Genomic DNA, 23,531 nt, shown 5'->3' with positions numbered 1-23,531 from the left:
ATAAAGTCCCCAATCGGCCTTGATGCTTTCGGCATTATAATCGGTCAGCTCGCGTTCCAAATAGCCTGTTCGGCTCACGACAACATCAGGAATAATTCCTAATCCACCAGAAGCTGCTCTAATGTTTGTAGAAACTTCATCACCATAAACGTTATAGCCATCGTAGCCTACACTGGCTCTGGTATCACCTGATCCTGGTTTTCCTTGATAGTTATCAGCTACCCAATCTGTTCCTTTTAACCATCCAAAGTTGACTTTGGCAGCAAAATAATCGCTGAACTTATAGGCCATTCTTATACCAGAATCTCTGTACGTATTGTCTCCACCGGCATTTTGTGAAGTGATGCCTTGTTTGTGGTAGCCACTAATACCCTGAAAGTCGAAAGGGCTTTTACTTTGCATAAAAAGAATTCCGTTAAAAGCATTTGCTCCGTATAATGCAGATGCTGCTCCAGGAAGAACTTCAACGCTCTGAACATCGGTTTCGTTCATTCCAACCAAGTTGCCTATAGGAAAGTTTAAAGCTGGAGTGGAATTATCCATACCATCTACCAATTGCATAAAACGGGTATTGGCAAAGGTGGCGAAACCTCTTGTGTTAATGGATTTGAAAGTCAAACTGTTGGTGTTGATGTCAACGCCTTTCAAATTTTCCAATCCGTCATAAAATCCGGCAGAGGCAGTATTTTTAATTTCTTTAAGACCAAATCTTTCCACAGTTACTGGCGATTCAAAAACACGTTCCGGTGTTCTGGAGGCAGAAATTACGACTTCATCCAACGAAGTGCCTTCGTTTAATTTAAAATCGATGGTTTGATTAGCCTGTGTGACTTGTTTTGTGACTGATTCAAAGCCAACGCTACTTACTTGAATAGCAAATGGTGGTGCTTGGGAAGTCTTCAAAGTATAGTTTCCATCAAAGTCTGATATGGTACCAGTTGATGTGCCTACAATAATAATATTGGCTCCTGGCAACGGCTGACCAGTGGCATCTGTTATTTGTCCGTTGATTGTGGTTTGCGCATAAGATATGGCAACACTTAGTAGCATTATAATCTTAAGAATTGTTTTCATTTTCGGGAATTAGTTGATTTTGATTACCAATATATATAATAAAATCATAATTTTTTATTTTTTTCTTTAAAAATTATGCATGCATAATATTATTTCCTCAAAAACAAGTTCAGATCTATAGTTTATATTAAAAAGGAAAGGCTAAAAACTATGAAGTTATAGTTTTTAGCCTTGTTTAAGCAACATTGTTTTAGTGTTGTTTATTTAGCTGATTATTCTACCGTTACAGATTTTGCCAGGTTTCGTGGTTGATCTACATTTTTGCCTAACATGACTGCAATATGATAAGACAATAATTGCAAAGGAATGGTGGTTAATAATGGGGATAGATTTTCTAAGGTTTCGGGAACTTCAATTACATAATCTGCAAGTTCCCTGACGTGTTTGTCGCCTTCGGTTACAATACCAATAATCTTTCCTTTACGCGCTTTAATTTCTTGAATATTGCTTACAATTTTATCATAATGCCCTTTTTTGGTCGCTACAATTATAACTGGCATATTTTCATCGATCAACGCGATTGGCCCATGTTTCATCTCAGCAGCTGGATAGCCTTCGGCATGAATATATGAAATTTCTTTTAGTTTAAGTGCGCCTTCCAGTGCTACCGGGAAGTTATAGCCTCTGCCCAAATAAAGCATGTTTGGTGAGTCTTTATACGTTTGTGCTATTTTTTGGATATGTTGATCGGCTTTTAGGGCTTCTTTTACTTTGTCTGGAATTAACTCCATTTCTTGAAGCTGACGTCGGTAATCTGAACTGGAAATAGTACCTTTAGCTCTTGCCAAACGTAAAGCTATTAAAGTCAATACCGTAATTTGAGTGGTAAATGCTTTTGTGGATGCAACGCCAATTTCTGGGCCGGCATGTGTGTAGGCACCAGCATCAGTTTCTCTTGCAATTGAAGATCCTACAACGTTACAGACTCCAAATACAAAAGCACCTTTTGATTTGGCCAATTTGATAGCCGCTAATGTATCTGCTGTTTCGCCAGACTGGGAAATCGAAATAACTACGTCTTTTTCTGTAATGATTGGGTTTCTATATCTAAATTCTGAGGCATATTCTACTTCAACTGGAATTCTTGCCAAATCTTCAAAAATATATTCAGCAACCAATCCTGCGTGCCAAGACGTTCCACAAGCAACAATAATAATACGATCGGCATTGAGAAAACGTTTCATATTATCTTCAACGCCGGCCATTTTTATAATACCTTCATTAACTAACAAACGGCCTCTATAAGTGTCCTTGATGGCCAATGGTTGCTCGTAGATTTCTTTGAGCATAAAATGGTCATAACCGCCTTTTTCAATTTGCTCTAAATTGAGCTGAAGTTTTTGGATATAAGGGTTTACTAACGAATCATCTTTTATTTTTCTGATTTTGATGTCCTTATCCAATCGAATGATGGCCATTTCTTCATCTTCAAGATAAATGGCGTTGTCTGTATATTCTATAAATGGAGAAGCATCACTTGCGATAAAAAATTCATTATCACCAATACCAATAGCTAATGGGCTGCCAAGTTTGGCTACAATAATTTCATTGGGTTTTGTTTTGTCAAAAACGGCAATGGCATAAGCTCCAAAAACTTGATTTAGTGCTATTTGAACCGCTTGTCCTAGTTTAAGATTTTCATTGATCATGACATCTTCAATCAAATTCACTAGCACTTCGGTATCTGTATCCGATTGGAAAGTATAACCACGTGTAATTAATTCTTTTTTTAGAGCGTCGTAGTTTTCAATAATACCATTGTGAATGATGGCCAAATTTCCAGAATTGGAATAATGCGGGTGTGAATTAACATCGTTGGGAACCCCATGGGTAGCCCAGCGTGTATGTCCTATGCCAAGTTTGCCACGGGTTGATATTTCTTTTTCTAAGCGCTCTTGCAAATCGGCAACCTTGCCTTTGGTTTTGCACATATTAAGGTCTTTGCCATCATATAAAGCAATTCCGGCACTGTCATAGCCACGATACTCTAAACGTTGCAGTCCTTTTAAAATAATGGGATAGGCCTCTCTATGGCCTATGTATCCAACAATTCCACACATAATTTTTTAGTTGTTTGGTTCAGTATAAAATATCTCTAAATATAATTTTTTATTTGGATCATTTGTATTGTTGCCATACAAAATTGTTCCTTTTGGGGATAATATACTGCTTACAGGCAGTGTGCTAACTGAAGCGTTTTCAGGGGATAGAATTGAATTTTGTGATCGTGGAGAACCTTCGTTATTAAGTTCTTCATTGACATTTAAGGATACGACCAAGCCTAAGCTTACGTTGGTGGAGTCTTTTGTCAAAAGGTTTTTGATGTGTTCTGTGATCTTTATTTTGTATTTAACACCTTTTGCATCTTTGTCATCACTTACACGTTGTAATTTTCCGAGATGATTGATTTTTGATAAATTATTAGGATCAGTAGTATCTGTATTGTCATAAAGATAATCTAGTAAAACAGTTTTGTTTTTTGCATCATAAATCAGTATTCGATCTGGTTCTTGGCCTTTCATGAGAGCTTGATCGACATAAAAAACTAAATTAGCCTCGTTTATCAATCTTTTAGATTTTACAAATTTTCCTTTATCATCTGTTTCAACAAATGCATTTTTGAAAATTTCAAATTCAGTTGCTGCGCTTCCGTTGGTGTCAATATTTGTACCTCCAAAAAGATCAATTACAGCCATGGAGCCTTCACCACCTTTAAGGTATAATCTTTCATCACCCAACGTTGGATTGCCTTCTGGAATGGCTATTGTAAAATCATTTTCAAAAAAATTGACTTTGTTATTTGAGAAATTCAATCGGTAAGTTCCTTCTACACGCTCGCCGTCCGTTTCCTTAGGTGGTGAACTGTAGTACATGGTAATGTTGGCATTGGTAGAGGCAAGATTAAGGAGGATCAAAGAGCCTTCATTGTTAATTGCTTCGGCTTCAAGGTAAATGCCTCTAAAATAATTCTGAAAGTTGTTTACGTTACTCAACTCTGAACTACCTCCTTTAAGGACAATTTTATTATGCCAAAAATCGTTGTCGAGTTTTAATCGTAAGGCTGGTGCAAGAAGTGTAGAATCTTTATCGTGCTTTAGTTTGATTTCTTTATTGCTAGGTAAGAATTTTTCGACTTCCGCTAATAAAGTTCCTTGCAATGAAGCTAAAGGAATTTGGTTGGTAGCCGATGTAGAACGGTCTGAATAATACTTCTGAGGTGTATCAAATCCTGAGTTGGGATCAAAGCTTCTCAAAAAATAATTGTTTTCATAAATTTTAAGGCTGATTGGCATGGTGCCAAAAACAGAATCCAACTTATATTTTGTTTTACCATCTTCAATACCCTTAGAGGTGCTAAAATAAGGGATCGTTACCACTACAGAATCTACTCTTGTTTCTTCAGGAAAGGTTGGATCCATTGTGGTTGGTGACAGTTGCGTTACTAAATTTGCAGTAGTGCTGCCGTAAACCTCATCCTTGTAAAAGCCTAATAAATTGGAAGGTAAATTATTGGTCTGCACCGGTCCCAGCTTTTTGTTGTAAGCTATGACTTCATATTTCTCGTCAGAAACACCAAAGTTATTTCCTCCTGAAATATCGGAATCAAGTGATATGAAATCTTTATCGCATGCAACGGCTACTATCGTTAGTACACAAAGAATAAATAGGTTTTTGAAGGCGTGTTTTTTGTTTTTCATTACTGTTTTTAGATGGATTTATAAGGAAGTAACACCGTTTTGGGCAGGTTTTTAATCTAATATTGCATTATTGTAGAATTCGGCATAAGGCTCAGCAAAGTCCTCTTGCGAAAAATACTCTAGAACAGGTTTGTTGGAAGCTTTGATATAGGCCTCCAATTCTTCCGGAAGTTCATGCGAACCTTTGATTAAAGCGTCCGAAAAATCGATAGCAACCTTCATGAGATTGTTGTAATTTGGGTTTTCCAAAACTTTGATATGGGATTCGTCAATATTATCAAATTTCACTTTATTGATCATATTCATATCTAACGTCCCATCAAAACTTTGATTGTATATGGAGGTCACAATTTTACTATCTGTAAACAACGGCTCGTTTTTGTAATATTCTTTAAGATATATTGGCAGTAGTGATGCCAACCAGCCATTAACATGGATAAGATCTGGTGCCCAATTGAGTTTTTTTACGGTTTCAATAACTCCTTTTGCAAAAAAGATGGCGCGCTCATCATTGTCGGCATAAAGACTGCCGTCTTCATCGGTCAATGTGGCCTTTCTTTTAAAATATTCTTCGTTGTCAATAAAATAAACCTGAATTCTTTCTTTTGGAATTGAAGCAACCTTAATGACTAATGGCATGTCCAAGTCGTTGATGACCAAGTTGATGCCCGAAAGTCTGATCACTTCATGCAGTTGGTGTCTACGTTCGTTTATGTTTCCATACCTTGGCATGAATATCCGTATTTGTCCACCTTGTTTATTTACCATTCTTGGCGCTTCAAATGACATTGAAGAAATTTCAGTTTCAGGCAAATAAGGTACTACCTCGGAAGACACGTACAATATTCTCTTATCTTTCATAAAATCGCGTATTTAAAAAAATTAAAATTAAAACACGCAAAATTACGAAATTTTATGCAGATTGTTAGTAAAATCTTAAGTTTGCACCTTGTTAATTTTTTGTTAGAAGATGATTATCTGCCATATAAAAAAAGATTTAAGACCGATCCTTGACGATTTAAGGAGCAAAAACAAGAGTCTAGGATTCGTTCCCACCATGGGCGCATTGCACAAAGGACATTTATCCTTGATTAAGCAAGGACTGCATGAAAACTCAAAGGTTGTAGTGAGTGTCTTTGTCAATCCAACGCAATTTGATAATGCCTCGGACCTTGAGAAATACCCAAGGAACTTAGATAGCGATCTACAGTTATTGGAAACACTTTCAGACGATATTATTGTGTATGCACCATCGGCAGAAGACATCTATGATGGTGCCATTATTTCCGAAAATTTTGATTTCGACGGATTGGAAAACCAAATGGAAGGTAAATTCCGAAAGGGTCATTTTGACGGCGTTGGAACTGTAGTAAAACGTTTGTTTGAAATTGTAAAACCAGATGTTGCCTACTTTGGGGAAAAGGATTTTCAGCAATTGCGAATCATACAGAAGCTGGTTGAAAAATATGATATTCCTGTAAAAATTAAGGGATGTGAGATTTTTAGAGCAGATGATGGTTTGGCCATGAGTTCAAGAAATGAACGATTGACCCAAAGTGGTAGAGATGCCGCACCTTTTATCTACCAAACACTAAAAGCTGCAAAGAAGCGTTTTGGCATGGAAAGTGCGCAGAAAGTAACTGCTTGGGTTGAAAAAGAATTCAAAAATCACGACGCATTAGTTTTAGAATACTTTACTATTGCTGACGAAGCAACCTTGGAGACAGTCACCAAGAAGTCATCATTAAAATCCTATAGGGCTTTTATTGCTGTTTTTGTTGGAGATATTAGACTTATTGATAACATAGCACTTAATTAATTATCTTTGCCATATGCAAATACAAGTTGTAAAATCGAAAATACACCGTGTCAAATGCACGGGTGCCGAATTGAATTATATTGGAAGTGTAACCATTGATGAGGATTTAATGGATGCCGCCAACATGATTCAGGGCGAAAAAGTGCAAATTGTCAACAATGACAATGGCGAGCGCTTAGATACTTATGTGATTCCTGGTCCAAGAAATTCAGGTGAAATAACACTTAATGGAGCTGCAGCCAGAAAAGTAGCTGTGGGCGATACCCTTATTTTGATTACGTATGCCTTTATGCCATTGGAAGAAGCTAGGACCTTTAAACCTGCTTTGGTTTTTCCGGATGAGGCGACCAATTTACTCAAGTAGTGTTGCGCGCAAAGGCAAAAAAAGCACTTAGGATTGCCTTGCCAATTGCATTGGCAGTTTTTTTTGGTTGGTACACGTTTTCAAAATTACCTATTGATCAAATCATTCCTTATTTTAAAACGGCAAACTACAGCTGGATTGTTTTAGGGATGTTTATGGGGCTGCTCAGCAATTTATCTAGGGCCTACCGATGGAAATACCTCATTGAGCCGTTGGGTTATTCCATGCGATTTCCAAATGGTGCCATGGCCGTTTTTATTGCTTATCTGGCAAACTTTGGTATTCCGAGATCGGGTGAGGTGTTGCGTGCAGCGGTATTGACCAATTATGAGAATGTACCGTTCCAAAAGTCATTCGGAACTATTATTGCCGAACGAATGGCCGATATGGTGGTGCTGCTTAGTATTGTAGCACTGACACTTCTAATCCAGTTTGATTTTATTTACGCCATATTGGAGAATACATTCCAGCCTAAAAAACTCCTTCTTTTGGGAGTTGTTGGTTTGGTATTTTGTTTCTTGATTTTTTTATATATCAAAAAAAGCCAATCTAAAATTGCTTTGAAAGTCCGCAATTTTGTCCGTGGTCTATTGGAGGGTGTTTTAAGCATAGTGAGGATGAAACGTAAATGGGCGTTTATTTTCCATACGTTATTTATTTGGGTCATGTATATCATGATGTTTTATGTAACCTCATTGGCTTTAGACGAAATTAATGGTGTCTCGGTTGGCGCATTGTTAATAGCATTTATTGCTGGAAGCTTTACAATTGCGGCCACCAATGGTGGTATTTTTGTGTATCCGCTGGCTATTGGTGCTGCTTTTTCACTTTTTGGAATTCCAGAATATCCGAGCATTGCTTTTGGGTGGATCATCTGGTCATCCCAAACCCTAACGATTATTGTTTTAGGAAGTTTGTCGTTCTTGTTTTTGCCGTTATATAACAATAAGGCTAAGGCTGTTAATAATGACAAGCCCTATAGTTAACATTTGTGGCATAAGATAAAAGAAACAGAATATTTTTTTATCTTGCACAATTAATAACTCCCCTAATTGTATGCAGAAAATTACATTCCTTTTCGTATTTCTTTTGAGTGTTTCTACTAATGCCCAAGCCATTTACCAATCGATCCAATCATCAAAATTAGGAGAGTCAAGAGACATCAAGATCCAGTTACCACGAAATTATAATCCGGAAGATAAGACGCAATACCCATTGGTGATTGTCCTAGATGGCGATTATTTATTTGAACCTTTTGCCGGCAATGTTGATTATCAGGCGTATTGGGGCGAGATGCCACAATGTGTGGTAGTGGGCATTAATCAAAGTAGAAGTCGTGAAAAAGACCTCTTTTATGATAAAGAAATCTATTTTCCTGCCCACGAAGGTGCTTCTTTTTTTGAGTTTATAGGAATGGAACTCATTCCATATATTGAAAGTAAATATAATGTGTCGAAATTTAGAATTGTTGCCGGACACGATTTGAGCGCCAATTTTATCAATTACTATCTGTTTAAAGATAATCCAATTTTTAGGGCGTTTATTTTGCTAAGCCCAGATTTGGCCCCAGAAATGTCCACTAGAGTGCAAGAACGTCTTACTTCTTTAAACACCGATACTTTTTATTATATAGCAACTGCTGACAATGATCTGGATAAACTGAAAGAAAAAATAGTAGCCCATAACGTACAATTGAACCATTTGAGCAACCCTAAATTGCATTATAGATTTGATGATTTTAATGATGCCGATCATTACTCGTTGGTGGGATTGGGCATTCCTAAAGCTTTGAACGAAATTTTTTCGTTATATAAACCCATTAATAAAAAGGAATATACAGATCAGATGTTGACTTATCCGGAAGGACCTTTTAAATATCTTCAAAAAAAGTATGCCGATATTAAATTTTTCTACGGATTTGAAAAAAAAGTTGTTGAAAATGATATTAGGGCTGTTGCCGCCGCTGCAATGAAAAATGACGACCGTGAAGCCTTGAAGGAACTGTCAAAACTGGCGCGAAAAGAATATCCAGAATCTATGATCAGCGCCTATTATACGGGCATGTATTATGAAAATGAAAACAATGTTAAAAAGGCCTTGCACAACTACCAATCGGGATTGCTTTTAAAAGCTTCCGATTTTATCGATAAGGAGATGTTGCTGGATAAAATCTATTCTATAAAAGAGCAAAATTAGTAGAATTGCGCATTTCGTCGAATAATTTGCACAGTTAAACTATAATTATATATATTTACCATCCCAAACCTTTAACCTACTTTTGTGATGAAAAAATATATACTTTTTCTAATCATCTTGTTGTGCTGTATTTCTATAAATGCACAAACCATTTATCAGACTTTCGAATCTCGAAAACTAAACTCGGTCCGAGAACTGAAAATTCATCTTCCTAAAAATTATGATGCCGAATCAAATCTAAAATACCCGGTTGTTTTGGTGTTCGACGGTGATTATTTGTTTGAACCTGTTGTTGGCCAAATTGCTTTTCAAACCTATTTTGATAAAATGCCAGAAGCCATTGTGGTGGGCATAGTTCAAGAAAAAAATCGTTTTTACGATAGTTATCACGATGAGGTTTCTGGCGTACCGATCGAATTTGGTGCTCGATTTTATGAGTTTATCAGCACTGAATTAATTCCTTATATCGATCGTAAATACAATACAAGCAAATTTAAAGTGGCTGTTGGCCATGATCTTATGGCTAATTTTATGAATTCCTTTTTACTTAAGGACGATCCGTTATTCAAGGCTTACATTAATTTAAGTCCAGATTTTATTGGGCAAATGGATAATAATGTCACTAACAGATTGAAATGGCTAAAAGACGACGTATTTTATTATATGGCTACCAGCGAAGACGATATTGTACCACTTCGTAATGGAATTCGTGATGTGGATCAGAAGTTTGCCCAGCTAAACAATAAAGCCTTAAAATATTATTTTGATGATTTTACTGGCGATTCGCATTACACACTGGTAACCGGAGCTTTATCAAAAGCTTTAGATAAAATATTTGAACTGTATAAGCCCATAAGTGAAAGAGAATATAAGGAAGACATCCTTACTTACGAAGGTACTTTAGATACTTATATTAGCAAACGCTATAAGAAAATTGAAGATTTATTTGGTATCCATAAACCTATTTCTGAAGAAGAATTTGAAAAAGTTGTAAGGGCTGCAGAGGAACGCAATGATATTGCATCGCTTGAAAAAATTGGAAAACTGGCCAACAAACAAGATCCAACTTCATCGTATGGCACCTATTATATGGCACTCCATGCCGAGAAATTAGGTAAAACAAAACGTGCGAAAAAACTATATGAAACCGCGCTAGATCTACAAGCTACCACACATATCAACCGCGATTTAATTCTCACAAAAGTTGAAGGACTTATTTATGCTGTTGATGATAAAGAAAATGATATTGAGGATTGATAAAAAAGGAATGGTTGTTTTTAATCATAATCCGTAATGTTAGTATAAATAGCTTTATTTTAGCTCAAACTTTTGAAGGATGGCTAAATTAAAAACAACCTTTTTCTGCCAAAATTGTGGCAGTCAATATGCTAAATGGCAAGGCCAATGTACGGCTTGTAGGGAGTGGAATACCATTGTGGAAGAAGTGGTGCAAAAAGAGGAAAAGTCCATTTGGAAAACATCCACATCTAATTCTAAAAGAGTTTCACAGCCCTTGAGGATTAACGAAATTGACGTTTCCCACGAAGCACGCATGAATACTGAAGATGCCGAATTCAACCGTGTTCTAGGTGGTGGTATTGTTCCAGGATCATTGATTTTATTGGGCGGTGAACCAGGCATTGGAAAAAGTACATTGCTTCTTCAAATTTCATTGAAATTACCTTACAAAACATTGTATGTTTCTGGTGAAGAAAGTCAACAACAAATTAAAATGCGGGCCGAACGGATTAATCCCAATAGTGCCAATTGCTATATTCTTACCGAAACGAAGACTCAAAATATCTTTAAACAAATTGAAGCTTTAGAACCCGATATTGTGGTCATTGATTCCATTCAAACACTTCATAGTGATTATATTGAATCGTCATCAGGAAGTATTTCGCAAATCAAGGAATGCACTACGGAGCTCATCAAATTTGCAAAAGAAACGGCAACGCCTGTTATTCTAATTGGTCATATTACAAAAGACGGCAATATTGCAGGTCCAAAAATATTGGAGCATATGGTCGACACCGTTTTACAGTTTGAAGGCGATCGCAACCATGTTTTTCGGATATTACGAGCGCATAAAAACCGTTTCGGATCCACTAACGAATTGGGTATTTACGAAATGCAAGGCTCAGGATTGCGCGAAGTTTCCAATCCGTCGGAAATCTTGATTTCCAAAAAAGACGAAGAGCTTTCTGGTAACGCTGTGGCATCAACTTTAGAAGGGATGCGGCCGTTGATGATTGAGGTACAGGCATTGGTAAGTACGGCGGTTTATGGAACGCCGCAACGATCGGCCACCGGATTTAATGCCAAACGCTTGAATATGCTGTTGGCAGTTTTAGAAAAGCGAGCCGGATTTAGATTGGGTGCCAAGGACGTGTTTTTAAATATTACCGGTGGTATTTCTGTTGATGATCCGGCTATCGATTTGGCTGTGGTCGCTTCGGTATTATCATCCAATGAAGATGTGGCCATTCCTAAAGATTATTGTTTTGCGGCCGAAGTTGGGCTTTCTGGAGAAATTAGACCCGTGCAACGTGTGGAGCAGCGTATTCTAGAAGCTGAAAAGTTAGGTTTTTCAACCATTTTTGTTTCTAAATACAATAAAATCGCACTTAAAAATACGGTCATCAAAATCCAGATGATTTCAAAAATTGAGGATCTGGTGAGTTTGTTGGTTTAATTAGGCCAACGTTTTTAACTAATAATCCAGATTGTATTGAAAGATTCTTTGAAGGACAAATGTACACCTTGTCATTTTACCCAATTTAGGTCTTCTAATTTATCAAAAATCATTAATTTCGCACTTCGATTAGAATTAATGAAATTATGAGCAGTAAATTCACTGAATATAAAGGACTTGACTTGTCTAAAGTTGCTGAAGAAATCGGTAATTATTGGAAGGAAAATGACATTTTTGATAAAAGCGTAACTTCAAGAGAAGGCCATACGCCATTTGTGTTTTATGAAGGGCCGCCTTCAGCCAATGGACTGCCTGGCGTACACCACGTTTTAGCACGAAGTATCAAGGATATTTTTCCGCGTTATAAAACCATGAAAGGCTTTCAGGTAAAACGAAAAGCCGGTTGGGATACGCACGGATTGCCAATAGAATTGGGCGTGGAAAAAGAACTTGGTATTACGAAGGAAGATATCGGGAAAACTATTTCTGTGGAAGATTATAATGCCGCTTGCCGAAAAGCGGTGATGCGTTATACCGATGCTTGGAATGATCTTACCGAAAAAATGGGCTATTGGGTAGATATGGACGATCCATACATTACCTATGAACCAAAATATATGGAAAGTGTTTGGTGGTTGCTAAAGGAAATTTACAACAAAAACTTGCTGTACAAAGGTTACACCATTCAGCCTTATTCACCAAAGGCGGGTACCGGATTGAGTTCGCATGAGCTTAACCAGCCTGGTACTTATCAAGACGTGACCGATACCACCATCGTAGCGCAATTTAAGGCGAAACCCGAATCGCTTCCTGCATTTTTAAGAGATGAAGGCGATATTTATTTTTTAGCATGGACGACCACACCTTGGACTTTACCAAGTAATACCGCACTGGCCGTTGGACCAAAAATTGATTATGTTTTGGTTGAAACCTATAACCAATACACCTTCCAACCGCTCAATGTCATTCTTGCAAAAGCATTGGTCAACAATCAGTTTGATGGAAAATTCAAAAGGGTTGAAACTAAACCAGAATTATTAGAATATACTTCTGGCGATAAAAAGATACCCTATTTTGTGGTTAAGGAATTTAAAGGTTCCGATTTGGTAGGCATTACTTATGAGCAGTTATTGCCGTACGCACTTCCAAATGATAATCCTGAAAACGCCTTTAGAGTGATTTCTGGCGATTTCGTGACCACAGAAGATGGTACGGGAATTGTCCACACAGCGCCAACTTTTGGTGCGGATGATGCCATGGTGGCTAAACAAGCCGTTCCTGAAGTGCCACCAATGTTGGTGAAAGACGAGAACGGAAATTTAGTGCCTCTTGTAGATTTACAAGGTCGTTTTAGAAAAGAAGTTAAGGATGATCTTTATGGATTTGCTGGCGAGTATGTTAAATCTGAGTATTTGGAAGATCATGAAAAAGTTACCGAATTTGAAAAACAGAAAATCGGATTAAAATCGGTAATTACCAATCTTAAAGAATATCTGAGTGTTGATGAGCGTATGGCACTCAAATTAAAAAATGAAAATAAGGCCTTTAAGGTCGAGAAATATAAGCACAGTTATCCTAATTGTTGGCGTACCGACAAACCTATTTTATATTACCCGTTAGATTCGTGGTTTATAAAAGTGACGGATGTTAAAGACCGCATGTTTGAACTGAACGAAACCATTAATTGGAAACCAAAATCTACCGGAACCGGTCGTTTTGGAAACTGGCTGGCCAATGCCAACGACTGGAATTTATCGCGTTCGCGCTATTGGGGAATTCCTTTGCCAATTTGGAGAACTGAAGATGGCAAGGAGGAAATCTGTATCGGATCGGTTGAAGAATTAAAGGCTGAAATGAAAAAATCGGTTGAAATGTCCTTCATGCCAGCCGATATTTTTGCCGAATTTGAAGTGGGAAACAATTCCGAAGAAAATTATGCCAAAATAGATTTGCATAAAAACATTGTAGATGCTATTGTATTAGTCTCTCCTTCTGGAAAACCAATGATGCGTGAAACCGACTTGATTGATGTTTGGTTCGATTCTGGTGCTATGCCTTATGCACAATGGCATTATCCTTTTGAAAACGCCGATTTTGTTGATGAAAATCAAGCCTTTCCGGCCGACTTTATTGCCGAAGGTGTCGATCAGACCCGAGGATGGTTTTATACATTACACGCTATTGCAACCATGGTTTTTGATTCGGTAGCTTATAAAAACGTAGTTTCAAACGGTTTGGTTTTGGATAAAAACGGACATAAAATGTCAAAACGTTTAGGCAATGCCGTCGATCCGTTTGCAACTTTAAAAGAATATGGAGCCGATGCTACACGATGGTATATGATATCAAATGCCAATCCGTGGGATAATCTAAAATTTGATTTGGATGGTATTGAAGAAGTCAAACGCAAATTTTTTGGAACGCTTTACAATACCTATTCTTTTTTTACATTATATACCAATTTGGATAAGTTCAATTATTCTGAACCCGAATTGCCATTAGCAGATCGGCCGGAGATTGACCGTTGGATTTTATCCGAATTGCATACGTTAATTCAAAAAGTAGATGAATATTATGCCGATTATGAACCTACCAAAGCGGCGCGCGCCATATCCGATTTTACCCAAGATCATTTGAGCAATTGGTATGTGCGTTTAAGCAGACGACGTTTCTGGAAAGGCGATTATCAGCAAGATAAAATTTCGGCCTATCAAACACTTTATACCTGTATGATTGCCATAGCAAAATTGGGCGCGCCAATTGCTCCTTTTTATATGGATAAACTGTATTTGGACTTGAATTCAGTAACCAAAAAAGAGTCTTTTGAAAGTGTGCACTTGTCAGATTTCCCTGTTGCCGATACCGCCCTTATCGATAAGGATTTAGAGCGCAAGATGGAAGCTGCACAAACCATTTCATCATTGGTATTGTCATTACGAGCCAAAGAAATGATTAAAGTAAGGCAGCCACTTCAAAAAATCATGATTCCTGTTTTTAACGAATCACAAAAAGATGAAATCATGGCCGTTGCAGATTTGATAAAATCTGAGGTGAATGTCAAGCAAATAGAGGTGTTGGAAGATGCTTCTGATATTTTGGTAAAACAAATAAAACCAAACTTTAAAGTGCTTGGCCCACGTTTTGGCCAGGATATGAAAGCAGTGGCTCAGGCCATTGGCGGATTTACCGCAGAAGATATCAAGGAAATTGAACAAAACGGTACTTTTGATATGGAAGTTAATGGAAAAAGTATTACTTTGGAACTTTCAGATGTAGAGATTACCTCTCAAGATATTGAAGGATGGCTCGTGGCAACATCGGGCGCACTAACAGTAGCTTTGGACGTTACCATTACAGATGAACTTAGAAACGAAGGAATTGCAAGAGAATTGGTAAACCGCATTCAAAATTTGAGAAAGGATTCGGGTTATGAGCTTACTGATAGGATTGTGGTACACTTCCAAAAAGAAGAACATATTATTAACGCAATAAACAACAACTTAGATTACATAAAAACCGAAACCTTAACCGAAGAGTTGAAGATTTTAGAACATTTAAATGACGGTATAGAAATTGCTTTTGAAGATGTAAATACCAAGTTGTTTATTAAAAAATTTTAAAATTATGGCCCAAGACACAAACGTTCGATATTCAGACAAGGACTTAGCCGAGTTTAAAGAACTGATTCAAGAGAAAATTAAAAAAGCTATTCATGATTTGGACCTTATCAAAAGTGCCTATATGAATGATCTTAATAACGGTACGGACGATACGTCACCTACCTTTAAAGCTTTTGAAGAAGGCAGCGAAACCATGAGTAAGGAAGCGAATTCACAACTGGCAATCCGTCAGGAAAAATTTATTAGAGACCTTAAAAATGCTTTGATCCGTATTGAAAACAAAACTTATGGAATCTGTAGAGTGACCGGAAAACTGATTGGAAAAGAGCGCTTAAAGCTCGTGCCGCACGCTACATTGAGTATTGAAGCAAAAAATATGCAGCAATAAAATTTCCATGAAAATGGGAGTTTCAAAAAAATCAAAGATTCAGTCTGATCGAAATTGTAAAAGAGAAGTTTAGAAGATCTTAAAAACAAAAAAACATTTCTATTTAGAAATGTTTTTTTGTTTACAACCTTTAGATTACAAGTGCAATTTTGAATAATAATCTTATTTTTACGTTTGTTTAAATTGAATCAACAGCATCCAATTTATAGTGATTTAGATAATAACATTTCTTAAAAACCTCCCGCTTTTCGGGAAATATTATGTCCCTAAAAAAAGCAACCCTATTAATCATTGTGATTTTGCTGATTGACCAGATTAGTAAGTTTTATATTAAAACCCAGTTTTCATTACATCAACGTATTGAGGTTTTTAGTTGGTTTCAAATTTTATTTGTTGAAAATGATGGGATGGCTTGGGGTACTAAATTGAGTGATTTTATACCGGGTATTTCCGATCGGAAAGCAAAATTGGCACTCACTCTTTTTCGTATTTTTGCCGTTATCGGTATTGGCTACTGGTTGGTGGTCTCGGTCAAAAAAAATGGTCCAAAAACTTTGATTATAGCCATTGCTTTAATTTTATCAGGGGCTCTGGGCAATATTATTGACTCTGTTTTTTATGGCGTTATTTTTAGTGATAGTTATGGGCAAGTGGCTACATTTTTGCCAGAAGTAGGCTACGATACTTTATTTCATGGCAAAGTTGTAGATATGCTACATTTCCCCATTTGGCAAGGTCTATTGCCACAGTGGATCCCTTTTTATGGCGGCGAGCATTTTACTTTTTTTGAACCTGTTTTTAATGTTGCCGATATGGCCATAAGCTCAGGTATTGGTATCTTAATTATCTTCAATAAAAAAGTTTTTCACGAGGAGGATGATCACGTTGAGAAAAATCCTTATGATGTAAACGAATAGATTTTATTTGGGGTAACACAGTAGTCCAAAGCGATATCTGATGTGAAAACATCGGTAATTTCATTTTCTGCTTCAAAAAACGAAAGACCAATTTTCAAGGTTTCAGGTTTACATTCTGATAGAAATTGATCATAAAACCCTTTGCCATAACCAACGCGATGTCCTTTAAGATCGAATGCCAAAAGTGGCACAAAAACCACATCCATTTTATCCGAACTGATTTCTATGCCATCAACAGGTTCGGGAATATTCCATTCATTTTTTTTGATAATGGTCGTATCCAATAAGAGGTAATGGCTCATTTTTAGATTTTTGAAATCGGTTTTTGAAATGACAATGTTTTTATCTTTTCCAGATAAGATATTCAGAATATAATCGGTGTTTACTTCTTTATGTTCTGTAATGCTTAAAAAGATATGGTAAAAAGAGCGGTTCCAAATGGGCAGTTTTACTAATTGGTTGGCAATGGCTAAGCTATTGGTTTCAATTATTTCTGATGAAAGTGCGTTTCGTTTTTGTTTATAGAGTCGTCTTAATTCTGATTTAGTCATGATCGTTTTTACTCTTTAATCTGTTTTGTAATATGAAATAAGGCATCGCCCTGATAAACTAATGAAGCTTCATTGACGTTGATGATATAGCCGTCAATCGTTGATTTTACTTCATTGTAAACTTTGCCATACGGATCGGTAATTTGACCCAAAATAGTATTGACAGTAACTTTTGTATTTATGTTTATTAAAGGTTTGAACATTCCTGATTGTCGTGCGCGGATCCATGTGCTGTCCTCAATAAATATGGTCGATCGTTTTGGTGTTGATGCTTTGATACGCGGATTTAACATACCATAATGATCCAAAAGACGTTTGACGCCTTCTACACCTATTTTGGAAATTAGATTATCGACATAAAAGGATTTTCCGCCTTCATAGAGTAAAATGGGCTTGCCCAGTTGAAAACAGGCGTTTCTAAACGTTTTGGCTATATGATCGGAATAGAGGACAAAGGGTGCGCCAAAAATCCGTGCCAGTTCGTCCAGTTCAGGGTGGTCTTTGACAATTCTTATCTGTGCGGCATTAAATCGGCTGGCACCACCGGTATGAAAATCGACGATCAAATCGACTTCTGGTATAATTTCATTCATCAACCGGTGAGCTACTCTACTGGCCAGAGATCCATTGGCCGAACCAGGAAACATACGGTTCAAATCCCTACCATCGGGAAATGCCCGGTTGCTATTTAAGAATCCGAAAATATTTAAAATCGGCATGCAAATAATTGTGCCTCGTTTTGGTTTGTTAATTTTCCGGGTAATCAGTTGCCTCACAATGTCAACGCCATTAATTTCATCGCCATGAATCCCAGCCGTAAATAAAATAGTAGGACCAGGTGTTTTTGCCCGTTCGATAATTATTGGAATTTCAATATTGGTTCCTGTATGGAGTTTCGCAATATTAAAATTGATTTCTTTTGACGCTCCCATTGGGATTTCTTCACCTAAAATGATGATGGTATCGTTGTTGAATGCGGGCATAATCTACGTTAAACGTTACGTTCAATATATCTGATGATACTTTTGGCAATATCTTTTTTAGTAGCAGCTTCAATGCCTTCAAGTCCTGGTGATGAATTGACTTCCAGAATTAACGGGCCACGTGAAGATTGCAACATGTCTACACCACAAACTCCCAATCCCAAAACTTTAGCAGCTTTTAAGGCCGCATTTTCCTCATCGTCTGTAAGTTGTATGATTTCCGCACTGCCACCTCGGTGAAGGTTCGATCTAAATTCGCCATCTTTACCTTGGCGTTTCATGGCGCCTACAATATTACCATCCACAATAAACGCACGGATGTCTGCACCTTTAGCTTCCTTGATAAATTCTTGAATAATGACCCGCGCTTGCAAGCCGTGAAAAGCTTCAATGACCGATTCTGCCGCATTATTGGTTTCTGCCAGAACAACCCCTAAGCCTTGAGTGCCTTCCAGAAGTTTAATGACCAGTGGTGCACCGCCTACTGATGCAATAACTTCAGAAGCATCTTTGGTATAATTTGAAAATACGGTTTTGGGCATTCCCAAACCGGCTCTTGAAAGTACCTGAAGACTTCTCAATTTATCCCGCGATCTTACCAAAGCCTGTGATTCTACCACCGAAAACACCTTCATCATTTCAAATTGTCGTACAACTGCGGTGCCATAAAAGGTGACCGACGCACCAATACGGGGGATTATAGCATCAATGTTTTCTAAAATACGGCCTTTGTATAAAATGGCAGGATTCTTTTTTTCAATAATAATATCACATTTCAAAGGATCTATCACCTCGCAATGGTGCTTGCGTTGTCTGGCGGCTTCTACCAATCGTCGCGTAGAATATAAATTGGGATTTCTGGATAAAATAATAATGTTCATTGAGCTGGTTTGCTTTAAAGTTTTATAATTTAGGTGTTAATGTGATGTGTGAAAAACAGTTAGATTCGGGTTATTTCTTTTTGTTGTTATATGAAACGTTTTTTTGGGTAACGTCAACAATAAATTTTTTGGATATAAATTTTCGACCTATCAAAACGGGGAATCTCATATCTTCCCGGGTGCTTAAAGTGAGCGAAATATTATATTTTTTCTCAAATAAAATAATATACGTCTTAATTTTATATCGCTTCTCGACAATGCCATTGCTGCTTTTAACTTTAGCAAAGGTATAGTCTTTAAATCTAAATTCCTTGCCGTTATAATGCGGATGGTCCTTGTCGTAAAATAAACACACCAGCTCGCCATTGTCAACCGAAACCTTATGACAATGAATGGATGAGGTATAAGCACCGGTATCTATTTTGATGTCAATATCAAAAATATCCAGCATCGGAAAATCGGCCTTATCAATTCTGCCAATAATTTTTTTGGGCATGTTTATGAGCTAATAATTGCTTCGCAAGGTAATAAAAAAACATGCGGTTTATTGTAACTCTTAAATTGCTTTCTGTTGAAAAGTTTTGAAGATGTAGTATCTTTGGATTATGAGTCATCCATCATTAGAAATTCAACTACAAACATTGCCGCATCAGCCTGGAGTGTATCAATATTTTGATGCCGATGGTAAGATTTTATATGTAGGGAAAGCTAAGGATTTAAAAAAACGCGTCAGTTCTTATTTTACAAAAAAACATGACCATGGCAAGACCAGAGTTTTGGTCAAAAAAATTGTCACCATAAAACATATTGTTGTGGAGACTGAAACCGATGCACTGTTGTTAGAAAACAATCTGATAAAAACCTATCAGCCGCGCTATAATATTTTATTAAAGGATGATAAATCCTATCCATGGATCTGCATAAAAAACGAACCTTTCCCCAAAGTGTTTTCTACGCGCCGCGTCTTCAAAGATGGCTCTGAATATTTTGGCCCTTATACCAGTATGAAAACGGTGCACACGCTGTTGGATTTGATTAGAGGACTTTATCCGATGCGTACCTGTGCGTTGGATTTATCGCCAGAAAAGATTAGGGCAGGAAAGTACAAAGTGTGTTTGGAATACCATTTGGGAAATTGCAAAGGACCTTGTGAAGGGTTGCAAACTGAAGCGTCTTACGCGTTACAGGTAGATGCCATTAGAGATATTTTAAAAGGAAATTTTAAAGCGTCTTTACAGCAGTTTAGGGAGCAAATGAAAACGCATGCTGATGCCTTGGAATTTGAAGACGCGCAACGCATCAAGGAAAAAATTGATATTCTTGAAAATTATCAATCCAAATCCACGATTGTTAATCCTAAAATTAGCAATGTCGATGTGTTTTCAATCATTTCTGATGAAGGCTATGGTTACGTAAATTTTTTGCAATTGTCCTATGGATCGATTATCCGAAGTCATACTTTGGAAATTAAAAAGAAATTGGATGAAACCGATGAGGAGTTATTGTCCTTGGCCATTACCGAAATCAGACAGCGTTTCCATTCGTTGTCCAAAGAAATTTATGTGCCATTCCATTTAGATATGGGTGAAGATATAAAGATTACCGTGCCTAAACTTGGTGATAAAAAACGCATTCTCGATTTGTCAGAACGCAATGCCAAATATTATCGCATGGAACGTTTTAAACAGGTTAAAATTGTTGATCCCGACAGGCATGCCAATAGGATTATGGCACAAATGAAGATCGATTTACGTCTTAACACAGAGCCGCGCCATATTGAGTGCTTTGATAATTCCAACATTCAAGGGACCAATCCGGTGGCGGCATGCGTGGTATTCAAAAACGGAAAACCGAGCAAGAAGGATTACCGCCATTTTAATATCAAAACGGTTGAAGGTCCGGACGATTTTGCGTCGATGGAAGAAGTTGTTTACAGACGTTACAAACGGTTGCTGGATGAGGGGCAATCATTGCCGCAACTCATTATTATTGATGGTGGTAAAGGGCAATTGTCGTCGGCCTTAAAAAGTTTGGAATTGTTGAATTTGAGAGGAAAAATAGCAATCATCAGTATTGCTGAACGTTTGGAAGAATTATTCTATCCAGATGATCCAATTCCACTATATTTAGACAAAAAAAGCGAGACCTTAAAAGTCATCCAGCAATTACGTAATGAAGCACACCGTTTTGGCATTGAGCACCATCGCAACCGACGCAGTAAAAGTGCTTTAACTACGGAGTTGGATTTGATACCGGGTATTGGCGAACAATCTATAGTAGAGTTGATGACCCAATTTAAAACCGTAAAGCGCATCAGTAAAGCTGGCTTTGAAGAGTTACAAGCGGTTGTAGGCGCATCAAGGGCCAATAAGATTCTCGAGTTTTATAAGGATAAATAAAGATTATAACATACAACATACTATCAAGCGTTATCTGTGTTAATAAAGTTTGGAAGTTGAAAATATTACGATTTGAAGACTAAAGCTTATATCACACTTCTTTTTTTGTGCAGCTCATTTTTTATGGCAGCGCAAGACAGTATTTCCCAAAGTCAGCAAAAAGTCCCTAAAGTTGGTTTGGTGCTGAGTGGAGGCGGAGCAAAGGGTTTTGCACATATAGGCGTTTTAAAAGTAATTGATAGTCTTAATATTAAAATTGATTATGTTGCCGGCACAAGTATGGGTGCCATTATTGGATCGTTGTACGCGTCCGGTTATTCGGGTCAGCAACTCGATTCTATTTTTAAATCGCTTAATTTTGAAGATGTCATTAATGACAATTTACCGCGATCGGCAAAAACATTTTACGAACGCGAAAATTCCGAAAAGTATGGCGTGACTTTGCCTTTTACAAGATTTAAAATCAATTTGCCATCGGCACTTTCACGAGGTCAGAATGTTTTCAATCTGTTGTCAAAATTGACTTTGGACGTTTCCGATATTTCAGATTTTGAGCAATTGCCAATTCCATTTTTTTGTGTCGCCACCGATGTCGAAACAGGAAAAGCGGTTATTCTTGATCATGGCAATTTAGCCCAGGCCGTTACCGCTAGTGGTGCTTTTCCATCTTTATTTCAACCTGTAGTTATTGATGATCGGATTTTAATTGATGGCGGTGTTGTTAATAATTATCCTATTGATGAACTTAAGGCAAAAGGAATGGATATTATTATAGGTGTCGATGTCCAAGATGGATTGGCAACTCGCGAGGAATTAAATTCTGCGCCTTCTATTTTACTTCAAATCAATAATTATCGGACTATTAACGATATGATTAAAAAATCTAAAGAAACCGATATTTACATTAAGCCCGATATTAACGATTATACCGTAGTTTCTTTTAATGAGGGCCGAAAAATAATTAAAAACGGAGAAAAAGCAGCTACATTAGAATTGAAGGCTTTAGCAGCACTTCCTAAAAATAAAAGTACAACAAAAGTAGATTTAAAGGAAATTTCGCAAGATAGTATTGCTATAAATGAAATCGTTATTAATGGAAATAATAGATATACGCGGTCATATATTTTAGGAAAATTGAAACTTATCGAGCAGACTAAAGTAAGTTATAACGATTTTAATAGAGGAATTAATAATCTTGTAGCCACCAATAACTTTACTACATTTTATTACAAATTTGAAAAAGCAGATTTGCCAAATACCTTTAATTTGATTGCCACCGTCGAGGAAAGTACAATCTCCAGTTTTTTGAGATTTGGTTTGCATTATGACGATCTTTATAAAAGTGCCGCTTTGGTCAACTTTACCAAAAAACAAGCAATATTGGATAATGATGTTGCTTCCCTCGATTTGATTTTGGGCGATAATGTGCGTTATAATTTTGAGTATTTTATTGATAAAGGTTTTTATTGGAGTATTGGCGTGCGTTCACGATTCAATCAGTTTAACAAAAATGTAAATGCCCGTTTATTTTTAGACGATTTTGAGCAATCAATAGCAGGGTTAAATAAAATTGATGTAGAGCTCCAGGATCAAACCAATCAATTTTATGTCCAAACCTTGTTCCGAAAGGATTTTGCACTGAGTTTGGGCGGTGAGCATAAACGGCTTAAAATTAAATCGGAAACCGTTATTGCCAATGTGCCAGGTGAAAAGCGCATCTTTGAAAACACCGATTACCTGAGTGTGTTTGGAACTTTAAAGTTAGATACTTATGACAATAAATACTATCCTAAAAAAGGATTTTATTTTAATGGTGATTTTCATCTCTACCTTCATGCGTCTAAATTTAACAAGGAGTTTAATCAGTTTTCGATAGCTAAAGCCGATATAGGTTATGCGTTTAAACTTAGTGATAAATTTTCGGCCAATATTTTTACCCAAGGCGG

The 23,531-nt window shown here is 37.0% G+C and carries 19 protein-coding genes; 11 read left to right on the top strand and 8 right to left on the bottom strand.

The window, feature by feature from the left end:
- The 4 genes from VNJ50_RS13850 to VNJ50_RS13835 form a co-directional block, all read right to left on the bottom strand.
- On the bottom strand, nucleotides 1-1,074 hold a 1,074-nt coding region (locus VNJ50_RS13850), incomplete at its 3' end, for a carboxypeptidase-like regulatory domain-containing protein (RefSeq protein WP_325582887.1).
- A gap of 212 nt (nucleotides 1,075-1,286) precedes the next feature.
- A complete protein-coding gene (glmS, locus tag VNJ50_RS13845; protein ID WP_325582886.1) occupies nucleotides 1,287-3,134 on the bottom strand; it encodes a glutamine--fructose-6-phosphate transaminase (isomerizing) in 1,848 nt (615 codons plus the stop codon).
- A 6-nt stretch (nucleotides 3,135-3,140) separates the two neighbouring features.
- A complete protein-coding gene (locus VNJ50_RS13840; protein WP_325582885.1) occupies nucleotides 3,141-4,772 on the bottom strand; it encodes a DUF4270 domain-containing protein in 1,632 nt (543 codons plus the stop codon).
- 51 nt (nucleotides 4,773-4,823) lie between these two features.
- Complete coding sequence (locus VNJ50_RS13835; RefSeq protein WP_325582884.1) at nucleotides 4,824-5,633, bottom strand: glycogen/starch synthase; 810 nt, start codon at nucleotides 5,631-5,633, stop codon at nucleotides 4,824-4,826.
- Nucleotides 5,634-5,742: 109 nt separating this feature from the next.
- Here VNJ50_RS13835 and panC point away from each other — a divergent pair, with 109 nt between their 5' ends.
- The 9 genes from panC (at nucleotide 5,743) to VNJ50_RS13790 (ending at nucleotide 16,771) form a co-directional block, all read left to right on the top strand.
- Nucleotides 5,743-6,591 (top strand): pantoate--beta-alanine ligase, encoded by an 849-nt coding sequence (gene panC, locus VNJ50_RS13830; RefSeq protein ID WP_325582883.1) that lies wholly within the window; start codon nucleotides 5,743-5,745, stop codon nucleotides 6,589-6,591.
- A gap of 13 nt (nucleotides 6,592-6,604) precedes the next feature.
- Nucleotides 6,605-6,955 carry an aspartate 1-decarboxylase gene (gene panD / locus VNJ50_RS13825; protein WP_325582882.1) on the top strand — a complete coding sequence of 117 codons (351 nt, stop codon included), beginning with the start codon at nucleotides 6,605-6,607 and terminating at the stop codon, nucleotides 6,953-6,955.
- Nucleotides 6,956-6,957: 2 nt separating this feature from the next.
- Entirely contained in the window at nucleotides 6,958-7,941 is a 984-nt protein-coding gene (locus VNJ50_RS13820; protein ID WP_325582881.1) for a lysylphosphatidylglycerol synthase transmembrane domain-containing protein, read from the top strand.
- Between the two features lie 70 nt (nucleotides 7,942-8,011).
- On the top strand, nucleotides 8,012-9,151 hold the full coding sequence (locus tag VNJ50_RS13815) for an alpha/beta hydrolase (RefSeq protein WP_325582880.1): 1,140 nt from the start codon (nucleotides 8,012-8,014) through the stop codon (nucleotides 9,149-9,151).
- An 87-nt stretch (nucleotides 9,152-9,238) separates the two neighbouring features.
- The gene (locus VNJ50_RS13810; RefSeq protein WP_325582879.1) at nucleotides 9,239-10,408 is read left to right on the top strand and encodes an alpha/beta hydrolase; all 1,170 of its coding nucleotides are present in this window, start codon (nucleotides 9,239-9,241) and stop codon (nucleotides 10,406-10,408) included.
- A 79-nt stretch (nucleotides 10,409-10,487) separates the two neighbouring features.
- Nucleotides 10,488-11,846: a DNA repair protein RadA gene (radA, locus tag VNJ50_RS13805; protein ID WP_325582878.1), complete on the top strand. Its 1,359-nt coding sequence runs from the start codon at nucleotides 10,488-10,490 to the stop codon at nucleotides 11,844-11,846.
- A 146-nt stretch (nucleotides 11,847-11,992) separates the two neighbouring features.
- Nucleotides 11,993-15,466, top strand: a complete 3,474-nt coding sequence (ileS, locus tag VNJ50_RS13800) for an isoleucine--tRNA ligase (RefSeq protein WP_325582877.1) — start codon at nucleotides 11,993-11,995, stop codon at nucleotides 15,464-15,466.
- 4 nt (nucleotides 15,467-15,470) lie between these two features.
- Nucleotides 15,471-15,854 (top strand): TraR/DksA family transcriptional regulator, encoded by a 384-nt coding sequence (locus VNJ50_RS13795; RefSeq protein WP_325582876.1) that lies wholly within the window; start codon nucleotides 15,471-15,473, stop codon nucleotides 15,852-15,854.
- Nucleotides 15,855-16,114: 260 nt separating this feature from the next.
- The gene (locus VNJ50_RS13790; RefSeq protein ID WP_325582875.1) at nucleotides 16,115-16,771 is read left to right on the top strand and encodes a lipoprotein signal peptidase; all 657 of its coding nucleotides are present in this window, start codon (nucleotides 16,115-16,117) and stop codon (nucleotides 16,769-16,771) included.
- Here the strand turns inward: VNJ50_RS13790 and VNJ50_RS13785 are convergent.
- The 4 genes from VNJ50_RS13785 to VNJ50_RS13770 form a co-directional block, all read right to left on the bottom strand.
- Nucleotides 16,753-17,322, bottom strand: a complete 570-nt coding sequence (locus VNJ50_RS13785) for a 5-formyltetrahydrofolate cyclo-ligase (RefSeq protein WP_325582874.1) — start codon at nucleotides 17,320-17,322, stop codon at nucleotides 16,753-16,755. The genes VNJ50_RS13790 and VNJ50_RS13785 overlap by 19 nt on opposite strands.
- An 8-nt stretch (nucleotides 17,323-17,330) precedes the next feature.
- Nucleotides 17,331-18,305, bottom strand: coding sequence for a succinylglutamate desuccinylase/aspartoacylase family protein (locus VNJ50_RS13780; protein ID WP_325582873.1), 975 nt, complete (start codon nucleotides 18,303-18,305; stop codon nucleotides 17,331-17,333).
- An 8-nt stretch (nucleotides 18,306-18,313) separates the two neighbouring features.
- Nucleotides 18,314-19,186, bottom strand: coding sequence for a 30S ribosomal protein S6--L-glutamate ligase (gene rimK, locus VNJ50_RS13775; protein ID WP_325582872.1), 873 nt, complete (start codon nucleotides 19,184-19,186; stop codon nucleotides 18,314-18,316).
- A 70-nt stretch (nucleotides 19,187-19,256) separates the two neighbouring features.
- On the bottom strand, nucleotides 19,257-19,682 hold the full coding sequence (locus tag VNJ50_RS13770; RefSeq protein WP_325582871.1) for an ATP-dependent zinc protease: 426 nt from the start codon (nucleotides 19,680-19,682) through the stop codon (nucleotides 19,257-19,259).
- A 109-nt stretch (nucleotides 19,683-19,791) separates the two neighbouring features.
- On the opposite strand from VNJ50_RS13770, the gene uvrC reads away from it, so the two are divergent.
- On the top strand, nucleotides 19,792-21,585 hold the full coding sequence (gene uvrC / locus VNJ50_RS13765) for an excinuclease ABC subunit UvrC (RefSeq protein WP_325582870.1): 1,794 nt from the start codon (nucleotides 19,792-19,794) through the stop codon (nucleotides 21,583-21,585).
- A gap of 123 nt (nucleotides 21,586-21,708) precedes the next feature.
- A partial coding sequence (locus VNJ50_RS13760) for a patatin-like phospholipase family protein (protein ID WP_414652901.1) occupies nucleotides 21,709-23,531 on the top strand: 1,823 nt, incomplete at its 3' end.

Origin of the sequence: Gelidibacter sp. (assembly GCF_035577925.1) — a bacterium.
GTDB lineage: Bacteria > Bacteroidota > Bacteroidia > Flavobacteriales > Flavobacteriaceae > Gelidibacter.
This window is presented reverse-complemented; position numbering and strand designations above follow the sequence as displayed.

Excerpts from the sequence above, each read along its gene's own strand:
- glmS (WP_325582886.1), bottom strand. The coding sequence starts at position 3,134 with ATGTGTGGAATTGTTGGATACATAGGCCATAGAGAGGCCTATCCCATT.
- VNJ50_RS13840 (WP_325582885.1), bottom strand. The coding sequence starts at position 4,772 with ATGAAAAACAAAAAACACGCCTTCAAAAACCTATTTATTCTTTGTGTA.
- VNJ50_RS13835 (WP_325582884.1), bottom strand. The coding sequence starts at position 5,633 with ATGAAAGATAAGAGAATATTGTACGTGTCTTCCGAGGTAGTACCTTAT.
- panC (WP_325582883.1), top strand. The coding sequence starts at position 5,743 with ATGATTATCTGCCATATAAAAAAAGATTTAAGACCGATCCTTGACGAT.
- panD (WP_325582882.1), top strand. The coding sequence starts at position 6,605 with ATGCAAATACAAGTTGTAAAATCGAAAATACACCGTGTCAAATGCACG.
- VNJ50_RS13815 (WP_325582880.1), top strand. The coding sequence starts at position 8,012 with ATGCAGAAAATTACATTCCTTTTCGTATTTCTTTTGAGTGTTTCTACT.
- VNJ50_RS13810 (WP_325582879.1), top strand. The coding sequence starts at position 9,239 with ATGAAAAAATATATACTTTTTCTAATCATCTTGTTGTGCTGTATTTCT.
- radA (WP_325582878.1), top strand. The coding sequence starts at position 10,488 with ATGGCTAAATTAAAAACAACCTTTTTCTGCCAAAATTGTGGCAGTCAA.
- ileS (WP_325582877.1), top strand. The coding sequence starts at position 11,993 with ATGAGCAGTAAATTCACTGAATATAAAGGACTTGACTTGTCTAAAGTT.
- VNJ50_RS13795 (WP_325582876.1), top strand. The coding sequence starts at position 15,471 with ATGGCCCAAGACACAAACGTTCGATATTCAGACAAGGACTTAGCCGAG.
- VNJ50_RS13790 (WP_325582875.1), top strand. The coding sequence starts at position 16,115 with ATGTCCCTAAAAAAAGCAACCCTATTAATCATTGTGATTTTGCTGATT.
- VNJ50_RS13785 (WP_325582874.1), bottom strand. The coding sequence starts at position 17,322 with ATGACTAAATCAGAATTAAGACGACTCTATAAACAAAAACGAAACGCA.
- VNJ50_RS13780 (WP_325582873.1), bottom strand. The coding sequence starts at position 18,305 with ATGCCCGCATTCAACAACGATACCATCATCATTTTAGGTGAAGAAATC.
- rimK (WP_325582872.1), bottom strand. The coding sequence starts at position 19,186 with ATGAACATTATTATTTTATCCAGAAATCCCAATTTATATTCTACGCGA.
- VNJ50_RS13770 (WP_325582871.1), bottom strand. The coding sequence starts at position 19,682 with ATGCCCAAAAAAATTATTGGCAGAATTGATAAGGCCGATTTTCCGATG.
- uvrC (WP_325582870.1), top strand. The coding sequence starts at position 19,792 with ATGAGTCATCCATCATTAGAAATTCAACTACAAACATTGCCGCATCAG.